Here is an 11,211-nt window from a genome sequence, read left to right as displayed (position 1 = left end):
GAGGCCTCTTTCTAAGTGTATTTGCCCTAGTAAGCATACATTTATGATAGAGTGCCTCTTCCTTTTTGGCTAGGATTTTGTAGAAATATCACCGAGAACTATTTTACACATACGTAAACGCCAATCTTTAAGCAAGTTCAGACAGAGAAATAATTTGTCAAAAGTGCTATCATTCGCTAACATTAAAGAGATGGACATGTGTCTCGATATACATTTTTCACGAAATACATAGATGAATCAACTGCAAATGTGAATCTGTTTTGATGCAGATGAAGGGTACCTTTATTATTTGCTGAATTACAATAATCATTTACCTTTTCATTTTTTTGCAAATTGAGGGAGGTAATTACAATCAATACAAATCGTTTAACTACGAAGGAAATGCAAAAACGGGTAGATGACTATATCTCCCAGTTTAAAGAAGGATATTTTTCTCCTTTAAGTTTAATGGCCAGGCTGACGGAAGAAACGGGGGAGTTAGCCCGGGAGATAAACCATTATTATGGAGAAAAACCGAAAAAGCCGACAGAAGAAGAGAAGACGGTAGAAGAAGAAATCGGCGATATCCTTTTTGTCCTTGCCTGTTTTGCCAATTCGTTGGATATTGATCTGGCACAAGCTTTTAACCAGTCGATGAACAAATTTGAAACGAGAGACAAAGATCGCTGGACGAAAATAGAGAAGGAGGAGAATGATGATTAACATCGTTGTAAGCGGCCCAAGAGGGAAAATGGGAGCCGAAGCAATAAAAATGATTGCAAATGAGGAGGAATTTTCCCTCCTTGCATGCGTTGACCGAATAAATAACGGAAAGCTGTTAAAAGATCTTCCAGGCATGCCGGACCTAGCTGTACCTATTTTTACAGATATTCATGAATGCTTCGAATCCGTAAAACCGGATGTGTTGATCGATCTGACGATTCCTGAGGCAGGTTTCAAAAATACAATGGCAGCCTTACAGCATGGTGTCCGACCCGTTGTTGGAACTTCCGGAATCGCCCGGGAACAGCTGGAAGAAATTAAAAGTCTTGCCAATGAGAAAAAGATTGGGACGATTATCGCTCCAAATTTTGCCATTGGCGCCGTTTTAATGATGAAATTTTCCCAGATTGCTGCCAAATATTTGCCGGACGTGGAAATTATAGAAATGCATCATGACAATAAAAGAGATGCTCCGTCGGGAACGGCAGTCAAAACAGCCGAACTCATCCGGGAAACGAGAATGTACAAACAGCAAGGACATCCAGAAGAAAAAGAGGTTTTCCCTGGGGCTAGGGGAGCAGATTGGGACGGTTTGCGAATCCACAGTGTACGGCTTCCCGGGCTTGTCGCCCACCAGGAAGTTATTTTCGGCGGTGCAGGGCAAACGTTAACGATTCGCCATGACTCATTGGACCGGAAGTCATTCATGCACGGGGTCAAATTATCCGTATTTAAAGTAATGGAATTAGATCATTACGTATATGGTTTGGAAAATATAATTCAAATTTAAAGGATGGTTGGATAAACAATGTTAAAAATCGGAATCGCATGTTATCCAACTGTAGGCGGATCCGGAATTATTGCCACGGAATTAGGGAAACTGCTGTCGGAACGAGGACATGAAATTCATTTTATTACATCAAGCATTCCTTTTCGCCTTGAGAAGCTGCATCCAAAAATATATTACCATCAGGTGGAATTAAGCCACTATCCGGTTTTCCAATATCCGCCCTATGATCTTGCGCTAATTTCCAAAATGGCGGAAGTCATCGACCGGGAACAGCTGGATATTTTGCATGTCCACTACGCAATTCCCCATGCGATATGCGCTATTTTGGCAAGGGAAATGGCACAAAATAAAGTAAAAATCATTACGACTTTGCACGGCACGGATATTACCGTTCTTGGGATTGATCAGCACTTTAAAAAAATGATAACGTATGCCATTGAAAAGTCGGATGTGGTTACCGCTGTTTCCCGCAGCTTAATGGAACAGACGAAGCAAATGCTAAAAATTGACAGAGACATTGCCGTAATCCATAACTTCGTGAATGAAAAGGAGTATTTTCCTAAAACGGCCCCGGGGTTAAAAAGAGATTTTAACATTCAGCCGGACGAAAAGATACTGATCCATATTTCCAATTTCCGCAAAGTAAAACGAGTACAGGATATAATCTATACATTTCAGAAGGTAAAAGAACAGGTAAAATGCAAATTACTGTTAGTTGGGGATGGACCGGAATATACTTCCATGGTGCAGCTCGTTCATGAACTTGAATTGCAAGAAGAAGTATTGTTTTTAGGCAAACAAAACAATATTAGCGACTTACTTGCGATTTCCGATTTGCTATTATTGCTGTCGGAAAAAGAGAGTTTTGGTTTGGTCATTTTAGAAGCGATGGCGTGCAAAGTACCGAGCATTGGGACAAATGTGGGGGGAATTCCGGAAGTTATTGCCCATGGTCAAACAGGGTATATTGTGCCGGCCCAGGATGTCGAAAAAGCGGCAGAGTATGCAATACAACTGCTGACAGACGAGAAAAGATGGCGCACCTTTTCCGAAAATGCGTATTTAAGAGCAAAAAAACACTTTCATTCTGAACGCATAGTGAACGAATATATCGAAATATACAAAAATGGGTGATCGTAATGCATGAAACCCCCTTTGAAAAGGCAAAACCAATTATAAAAACGATACTCGGCCACGGTTATGAAGCCTATTTCGTCGGCGGCTGCGTCAGGGACTTTTTGCTGAACCGGCCAATTGGCGATATCGATATTACGACCTCTGCAACACCGGAAGTGATAATGGAAATATTTCCGAAAGTGATTCCTGTCGGTATTGATCATGGCACCGTTATTGTCCGATATCAGCATGAGTCCTATGAAGTGACGACCTTTCGCTTAGACGGGAAATATTCAGATTACCGCCATCCCGATTCGGTCACTTTTATTTCTAATATTGAAGAAGATTTAAAGCGAAGAGATTTTACCATTAATGCGATGGCAATGGATATCGATGGAAACATCATCGATTTATTCGGCGGACAAGAGGACTTATCAAATCGGCAAATCCGTACGGTCGGCTGCGGATATGACCGTTTCCTGGAAGATCCTTTGCGGATATTAAGGGCAATTCGATTTTCCAGTCAGCTCGGTTTTTCCATTGAAAATAATACGTTAGATGCCATCCAGCGGGTAAAAGATAAGATGACGAACATTGCCGTGGAACGGATTGCGAAAGAGCTGGAAAAAACATTTGCTGGAACGGAAAATTATAAAGGAATACATTATCTGATCCAAACCGGCGTACAAGATTATCTTCCTCTCTTTAGCCGGTATCCGAGTATGTTACAACAAGTCACAAAGGGAATCCGTCCGCTAGTTACATTGAGTGAAACGGTTGCCTATTTGCACCTGTTACAGCCCGATATTGCTATCCGGACCTTTATCGATGAATGGAAATGCTCGAATACTACCCGGCGAGAAGCGATGATGATTGCAGATGCATATCATCATTTTAAAGAAAACGGCATCGACGAGTGGATTGCCTATCAATTGCCCCCTTCTTTGTACGAAGGGTTCATCCATGTCCTAAACAGCATCGAGGGCAGTTCGGCTGAAGCAGCAGAACTTTACCGATTGTACGAAAAGCTCCCGATTCAAGAACGGAAGGACCTTGCCGTTGACGGAAAAGACATTTTAGACATTTTCCCGCAGCGGAAAAAAGGACCATGGATTAAAGAATTATTAAATAATATTGAAAAAATGGTTGTATTTGGACAACTAGAAAATAATAAAGAACAAATAAAGGAGTGGATAAGATGTCATCCACCCGAAATAAATTAATCGCTATTCTTGAGAAAAATCAGCATCAATATGTATCCGGCCAAGATTTATCGGATCAATTGCAAATTTCCAGAAATGCAGTATGGAAGCATATGAATGAATTGAAAAAAGACGGATACATCATTGAAGCAAAACCGAATAAAGGATACCGGATTATTTCCTTTCCGGATAAACTGAGCGAAAATACGATTCAGTGGGGGCTGCAAACAAAATGGCTGGCGAAATCCATTTTGCATAAAGAAACGATTACTTCCACCCAAACAGTGGCACATGAACTGGCACAAGATGGAGCAGAAGAAGGAACAATTGTCATCGCCGATGAACAGACAAAAGGCAGGGGAAGAATGAGACGAGAGTGGCATTCGACGAAAGGGAAGGGGATTTGGATGAGTATTATCCTTCGTCCGAAAATCCTGCCCCAGGATGCCCCGCAAATTACGTTAATGACTGCTGTCGCTTTAGCTAAAGCAATTGAGTCCTTTCTCCAGCCGGAACAAAAAGACAGCTTGGCGATTAAATGGCCAAATGATTTACTAATTTCCGGAAAAAAAATAGCCGGTATCCTGACAGAAATGCAGGCGGAACAGGACCTGATTCAATATATTATTGTCGGAATAGGCATGAATGTGAACCATCGTGCTGAAGATATACAAGAGGAGATTAAAAATAAAGCGACATCTTTGGCCATTGCCACTGGAGAAAATTGGCCAATCAAAAATTTAATACAAAAAGTATTAGTTGAATTTGAAAAAACGTATGAAGAATACGTTCATAACGGTTTTTCTGATATTAAAGCCGAATGGGAAAGCTACGGCTTCAAAATTGGCGAAAACATCAAAATCCGTACCTTCCATGATTGTTGGGAGGCGCCATTTTTAGGCATTGCCGAAGACGGCGCCCTGCTGACAAAAGATAAGGACGGGAATAAAACGAAACTGTATTCCGGAGAAATCGACTGGTTTACAGTATAATCTACATAAAAAATTTTTTAGGGAAATTGCTTACATCGAAAGGTCAGCCCGAGAAAGCTGGTGAACAAAATGGAAAGATTTGTTGTCATCGATTTAGAAACAACAGGGCACTCTCCAAAAAAAGGAGATCGAATTATTGAAATTGGGTTAGTTGTAATCGAAGAAGATAAAATTGTCGATACGAAAACTACCTTTCTTTATCCGGAAACAAATATTCCGGCTTTTATCTCTAATTTAACCGGTATAACGGATGAAGATGTGGAAAATGCCCCCCTATTTGACGAAGTAGCAGAAAAAATCGTCCGCATCTTTGACAATAGTTATGTAATTGCCCATAACGTTGCCTTTGATTTAGGCTTTCTAAATGCGGAATTGGAAAGGAATGGCTGGGGGAAATTAACGAACCCGATCATTGACACGGTGGAAATGTCAAGAATTTTATTCCCGCAAGCTCCGAGTTTTAAATTGGGACAGCTTGCTGAATATCTCCATATCGAACATCATGACCCTCACCGCGCCTTGTCCGACGCGTATGTCACGGCAAAATTATTTTTAAAATTAAAAGAAAAACTAAATCAGTTGCCGTGGGAGACGATTCATTCCCTTCGCAGTCTGGAGAAGATGTTTACATCTGATTTGGATGAACTATTAAAGAAAAGGGAAGAAGAATTACAATTTTCCTCCAGCACGAATAAGGACATTGAAGTTTTCCGCGGACTTGCTTACCGCAAAATGGAGATTCCGAAAGCGGCAAAGGACCGCCGATTCCCGTATTCGTTCGGAGAATTTATCGATTATATATACAGTGAAGGGCTGCAAAAATTATTTGACAAATATGAAAAACGGATGGGGCAGCAGGAAATGTCCGAGTTGATTTATGATTCCTTTCAATCGGAACAGCATGCATTAGTTGAAGCGGAAACCGGAATCGGAAAAAGCATTGCCTATTTGCTTCCGGCAATTTATGATGCAATTCAGGAAGATAAACGGGTTGTAATCAGTACGTATACGACCCAGCTGCAAAGCCAATTATTGGAAGAGGAAATACCGCTCCTGGAAAAAATCATCGACATCCCGATCCATGTCAGTCTGCTGAAAGGAAAATACCACTATATCAGCTTGGAAAAATTCCATGATGAATTGACAAATAATCAGAACAACAATTATGATGTGGCTTTATCCAAGGCGATGATTTTAGTTTGGCTGACGGAAACGGAAACAGGGGACATTGATGAAATTCATCTCCCTTCCAGCGGCTATTTATTTTACAAACGGATTTCAACCGAAGCGGAAGGTATCCGGGATCCCCATTCTCCATGGTTTCACCGTTCCTTTTATCAAAAGGCGAGAAAATTAGCCCAGCAGGCGGACATTATCATTACGAACCATGCCCTTTTATGCAGTGACATGTATAATGATTATCAATTTTTACCTAGCTATGAAAAGGTGATTATTGATGAAGCCCATCATTTTGAAACGACTGCCAGCCATCAGCAGGGGCTAAAATTGGATTACCGAAACGTAATGTATTTGCTAAATCAGCTCGGCTACAGTGATGAAGATAAGCTGACCGGTTCGTTAATTTCTAAATACGGTCTGGATAAAACAGAAGAAATTTGGCGACGATGGGACGAATTATTAAATACGGCCAAATATGAATTGGATGAATTTTATCATTCATTGTACCAGCTGGCACTTGGCAGGGAAAAAAACAGCCCGTCCTACAGTGATATTGGGAGACTGCAGTTCCGCCTCAATGAGGGGAAAACGAATTTGTATAGTGCCGGGCATCAGGAAATGGCGGCTAATTTAACCTATTTATTTCGTGATTTAATCCTTTTGCTGTCCATCATGAAACAAAATTACAGCCAGCTGGAACCGTACGATATGGACCAAATTGACGGAAAGATAGATGCGCTGCAGCAAATTTTAGATGCGATAGAGCAAATGTTTCTTGCTGAAAATGATAATATTGTAAAATGGATTGAAATTGATACGAAAAGCACCCAAAATGCTGTGTTTCTATACTGTGAGCCGACGGACATTTCCCAAATATTGCAAAAACAATTTTTCCAGCAGAAAAAAAGTGTCGTTTTAACGAGTGCTACATTAACGATTAACCAATCCTTTTCCTATGCGGTGAAAAGTTTAGGGCTTACCGACGAGACCTTTGCGACGAAAAAAATCGAAAGCCCATTTTCCTATGCTGAACAAGTTCAAGTATTAGTTCCTAATGATTTTCCGAATATCTCTTCCAGAAATACGGATGACTTCATCTACGCTACGGCGGAAGCGATTATTTCTTTAGCACAAATTACGGACGGAAGAATGCTCGTCCTGTTTACATCCTACGAGATGTTAAAAAATACGTATACTATCATTAAGGAATCACTGGAAGTAGAGCGTTTTATTTTAATCGCCCAAGGAATTACGAGCGGAAGCAGGGAGAGGCTGAAAAAAAATTTCCAATCCTATGAACAGGCAATTCTTTTCGGAACAAGTTCTTTCTGGGAAGGGGTGGACATACCCGGAGAAGATCTTTCCAGTCTTGTCATCGTAAGGCTTCCATTTCAGCCGCCGGATCACCCGGTATATGAAGCAAAGGCTCAATACTTAAAGGAATCCGGTGAAAATCCGTTTATGGAATTTGCCTTGCCGAATGCAGTCATCAAATTTAAACAAGGGTTTGGCCGGTTAATCCGTTCCAGTCAAGACCGAGGAATTGTGTTTATTTGTGACGCACGTATCATGACTGCCCGGTACGGAAAATACTTTATCCGTTCCATACCAGATGTTCCGATTCATTTCGATACAACGAAAAATCTGATGGACAAGGCAAGAAGCTGGTTTTAAAAAAATAACTGATGCATCGTTTGCATCAGTTCAGATGATAAAAAGGTGCAGGCTTCATTACTGTTGAAATTTATAAAAATAAAGCAAATCCTTTTCATTCATTGTATACTTATAATATGCTTCATTTGAAATATCAACGTAGTGTTAGTATCTGTAACAGGAGCAATTATATAATTAACAATTTATGATAAATCGTACAGCAGTAAATGCCTCAGAACAAACAAAAGTGTAAAATAAATCCTGTAGGTTGGGATCACATTGAGACAAAAACAATTATTTGGTTTTCACTGGCTAACCATTACCCTTATAATTACCGGCATATTTTTAGCCGGAGTCATTTTTCTGGCGGTTTATATTTATAACGAAGCGATGGAAATTAAAGAACAGAGTATGGATCATACAATTTCCGTCATTTTGGAGCAGACCGCCATAAAAGAAGTAAAGGATATTGATTTATTCTCCGGGGAAGAATCATACCATGTATTGCTCGGAGAGGATGAGTCTGGAGAAGAAAAAATCATTTTTTACCCGCTGGCTGGAAAGGAAAAAAAGATTCATTCTGTCAATATGGATGAAGTAATCAGCAAAGGTTCCATTTATGCAGACTGGAAAGAAAACTGCGAAAATTGTACTTTTGTTGAAATTAATCCAGCTATTATCAATGAGGAAATGCTTTGGGAAATCATCTATTACGACGAGTATAATCGGTATGTTCTTGACTATGTAACGATGGATGATGGCACCCGCGTAGAACAATACCGGTTTACGAAGGATTTTAAATAATAATGATTCCTAAATTATGGATGGAGGTTTAAAGCAGATGAATAAAACAACAATAGCAAAAGCAGCAAATTATGTAGGGGATACGGTAACAATTGGTGCCTGGCTAACGAATAAACGTTCCAGCGGTAAAATTGCCTTTTTGCAGCTCCGGGATGGTACAGGCTTTATGCAAGGGGTTGTTGCAAAAAACAATGTTTCTGAAGAGATTTTTCAATTGGCAAAAACGATGACACAGGAAACGTCCATGTACATTACAGGGAAAATTGTCGAGGACAAACGTTCACCACTCGGTTACGAAATGCAAGTATCTGATATCGAAGTAATCCATGAAGCAGAAGATTACCCGATTACACCGAAAGAGCACGGGATTGAATTTTTAATGGATCACCGGCATCTTTGGCTGCGCTCGAAAAAACAGCATGCGGTGATGAAAATCAGGAATGAAATCATTCGGGCTACATACCAATTTTTCAATGACAATGATTTCGTAAAAATTGATCCGCCTATTTTAACCGCGTCCTCTGCAGAAGGAACGACGGAATTGTTCCATACAAAATATTTTGATGAAGAAGCATATTTATCCCAAAGCGGCCAATTATATATGGAAGCAGCAGCAATGGCTTTTGGCAAAGTGTTCTCCTTTGGACCGACTTTTCGCGCAGAAAAATCAAAGACAAGGAGACATTTAATCGAATTTTGGATGATTGAGCCGGAAATGGCGTTTACTGATCATGAAGAGAGCCTAAAAGTGCAAGAAGAGTATGTCAGCTTTATCGTTCAGTCCGTATTGAAAAATTGCAAACTGGAACTGGAAACTTTAGGCAGGGACGTTTCGAAATTAGAAAAGGTAAAAACACCATTTCCGCGAATTACTTATGATGAGGCCATCGCTTTATTAAAAGAGAAAGGCTTTTACGATATTGAATGGGGTGAAGACTTTGGCGCACCACATGAAACAGCAATTGCCGAAAGCTTTGATAAACCGGTATTTATCACCCATTATCCGACAAAAATTAAAGCATTTTACATGAAGCCAGATCCAAATCGGCCGGAAGTCGTCTTATGTGCGGATTTAATTGCTCCTGAAGGATATGGAGAAATTATTGGCGGTTCTCAGCGGATTGATGATCTGGAACTGATGAAACAGCGTTATGAAGAACACGGTTTAACCGGAGAAGCGTATCAATGGTATTTGGAGCTATGCAAATACGGAAGTGTTCCTCATTCAGGTTTCGGTTTAGGATTGGAGAGAACCGTTGCCTGGATCAGCGGAGTAGAACATGTTCGAGAAACGATTCCTTTCCCTAGATTACTAAACCGTCTATATCCGTAAAACCTTAATCCCTTGCTGTCGTGCAAGGGATTACTCTTTATTTACCATTCATGTATACTAATATTGAGGTGCTGCCAATGGCAAAATGGAATGAAATACAACAAATTGTTTTCAACCAAATATCAGTCCCAGAGAAAATTCTTACCGATTATTCCTCCCTCGGTCTGGACGAAAAGGAAGTCATGGTAATATTGCATTTGCTCCGCTTTTTAAAACAGCAAAACGATTTTCCGACACCGAAAGAAATCGTCCAACATATGACGATCGACGAAAAGGAATGTACGATGATTTTGCGGAAATTGATACAAAAGGGAATGTTATCGATTCAACAAAAGGAAAATGAAGCAAATCAGCTGAGCGAGTCCTACTCCTTAAATCCGTTATTTGAAAAACTGTTTGCCGAAAAAGAAGAAAAGGCAGAGGACGCTGAAGGAACAATATTTATTTTGTTTGAACAGGAATTTGGCAGGCCGCTTTCTCCTTTTGAGATTGAAATGGTGAATACTTGGCTGGACGAAGACAAAATTATTCCTGCACTAATTAAGGCAGCCTTGAGAGAAGCCGTATTAATGGGGAAATTGAATTTTAAGTACATTGACAGGATTTTGCGAGAATGGAAGAAAAAGGGAATCCATACGGTGGAGCAGGCACGAAATGCTGCGAGAAATTTCCACCAGTCCTATTCTGGCCCAGCACTAAAAAAGCAAACAAAAAGAGATACTTCCATTTATTATAATTGGTTAGAAGGGGAAGAATGAAACGATGCTAAATAATAAACAGATAAGACGTTGCTTGGACGTATTTGCGGAAATGTTCCCGGATGCAAAAGGGGAATTGAACCATTCCAACCCGTTCGAATTATTAATTGCCGTCGTTCTGTCCGCCCAATGTACAGACAAGCTGGTGAATAAAGTAACCGCAACATTATTCAAAAAATATCAAAAGCCGGAGGATTATGTGTCTGTGCCGCTGGAAGAACTGCAAAATGATATTCGTTCCATCGGCTTATATCGAAATAAGGCGAAAAACATCCAAAAATTATGTCAGGCGATTATTGAAGATTATGACGGAAAAGTTCCGGAAACGCGGGATGAGCTGATGAAGCTTGCCGGGGTAGGGCGAAAAACAGCGAACGTCGTTGCCTCGATTGCCTTTAATGAACCGGCGATTGCAGTGGATACCCATGTGGAAAGGGTATCCAAACGGCTCGGTATATGCCGCTGGAAAGATTCGGTGCGGGAAGTAGAAGAAACATTAATGCGAAAGGTGCCAAAGGAAGAGTGGACGATTACTCATCATCGAATGATCTTCTTTGGCCGTTACCATTGTAAAGCAAGAAACCCGAATTGTCCCGAGTGCCCGCTTCTTGATTTATGCCGGGAAGGGAAGAAGCGAATGAAACAAATTTCTTGAATCCGTAGATAAAAAGGAGTTGCAGCT

The 11,211-nt window shown here is 40.5% G+C and carries 10 protein-coding genes; all 10 read left to right on the top strand.

The window, feature by feature from the left end:
- Positions 1–381 precede the first annotated feature (381 nt).
- The 10 genes from IEV18_RS09020 (at position 382) to nth (ending at position 11,184) form a co-directional block, all read left to right on the top strand.
- Positions 382–702: a nucleotide pyrophosphohydrolase gene (locus IEV18_RS09020; RefSeq protein ID WP_188392065.1), complete on the top strand. Its 321-nt coding sequence runs from the start codon at positions 382–384 to the stop codon at positions 700–702.
- Positions 692–1,492 carry a 4-hydroxy-tetrahydrodipicolinate reductase gene (gene dapB, locus IEV18_RS09015; RefSeq protein WP_188392064.1) on the top strand — a complete coding sequence of 267 codons (801 nt, stop codon included), beginning with the start codon at positions 692–694 and terminating at the stop codon, positions 1,490–1,492. Before IEV18_RS09020 ends, dapB begins: the two co-directional genes overlap by 11 nt.
- Before the next feature lie 18 nt (positions 1,493–1,510).
- Entirely contained in the window at positions 1,511–2,626 is a 1,116-nt protein-coding gene (bshA, locus tag IEV18_RS09010) for an N-acetyl-alpha-D-glucosaminyl L-malate synthase BshA (RefSeq protein ID WP_188392063.1), read from the top strand.
- Between the two features lie 5 nt (positions 2,627–2,631).
- On the top strand, positions 2,632–3,831 hold the full coding sequence (locus IEV18_RS09005) for a CCA tRNA nucleotidyltransferase (protein WP_188392062.1): 1,200 nt from the start codon (positions 2,632–2,634) through the stop codon (positions 3,829–3,831).
- The gene (locus IEV18_RS09000) at positions 3,807–4,802 is read left to right on the top strand and encodes a biotin--[acetyl-CoA-carboxylase] ligase (RefSeq protein ID WP_188392061.1); all 996 of its coding nucleotides are present in this window, start codon (positions 3,807–3,809) and stop codon (positions 4,800–4,802) included. The genes IEV18_RS09005 and IEV18_RS09000 overlap by 25 nt, the downstream gene beginning before the upstream one ends.
- A gap of 69 nt (positions 4,803–4,871) precedes the next feature.
- Complete coding sequence (gene dinG, locus IEV18_RS08995; protein ID WP_188392060.1) at positions 4,872–7,655, top strand: ATP-dependent DNA helicase DinG; 2,784 nt, start codon at positions 4,872–4,874, stop codon at positions 7,653–7,655.
- A 258-nt stretch (positions 7,656–7,913) separates the two neighbouring features.
- On the top strand, positions 7,914–8,438 hold the full coding sequence (locus IEV18_RS08990; protein WP_188392059.1) for a cell wall elongation regulator TseB-like domain-containing protein: 525 nt from the start codon (positions 7,914–7,916) through the stop codon (positions 8,436–8,438).
- A gap of 37 nt (positions 8,439–8,475) precedes the next feature.
- Complete coding sequence (asnS, locus tag IEV18_RS08985; RefSeq protein WP_188392058.1) at positions 8,476–9,771, top strand: asparagine--tRNA ligase; 1,296 nt, start codon at positions 8,476–8,478, stop codon at positions 9,769–9,771.
- A 77-nt stretch (positions 9,772–9,848) separates the two neighbouring features.
- A complete protein-coding gene (locus IEV18_RS08980; RefSeq protein WP_188392057.1) occupies positions 9,849–10,529 on the top strand; it encodes a DnaD domain-containing protein in 681 nt (226 codons plus the stop codon).
- A gap of 4 nt (positions 10,530–10,533) precedes the next feature.
- Positions 10,534–11,184, top strand: a complete 651-nt coding sequence (gene nth / locus IEV18_RS08975; protein ID WP_188392056.1) for an endonuclease III — start codon at positions 10,534–10,536, stop codon at positions 11,182–11,184.
- Positions 11,185–11,211: the final 27 nt, after the last annotated feature.

The sequence above is a fragment of the Compostibacillus humi genome (genome assembly GCF_014637175.1).
GTDB classification, from domain to species: Bacteria; Bacillota; Bacilli; order Bacillales; family Amphibacillaceae; genus Oceanobacillus; species Oceanobacillus humi.
The sequence above is the reverse complement of the archived record's forward strand: the minus strand, read 5'-3'. Positions and strand labels throughout refer to the sequence as shown.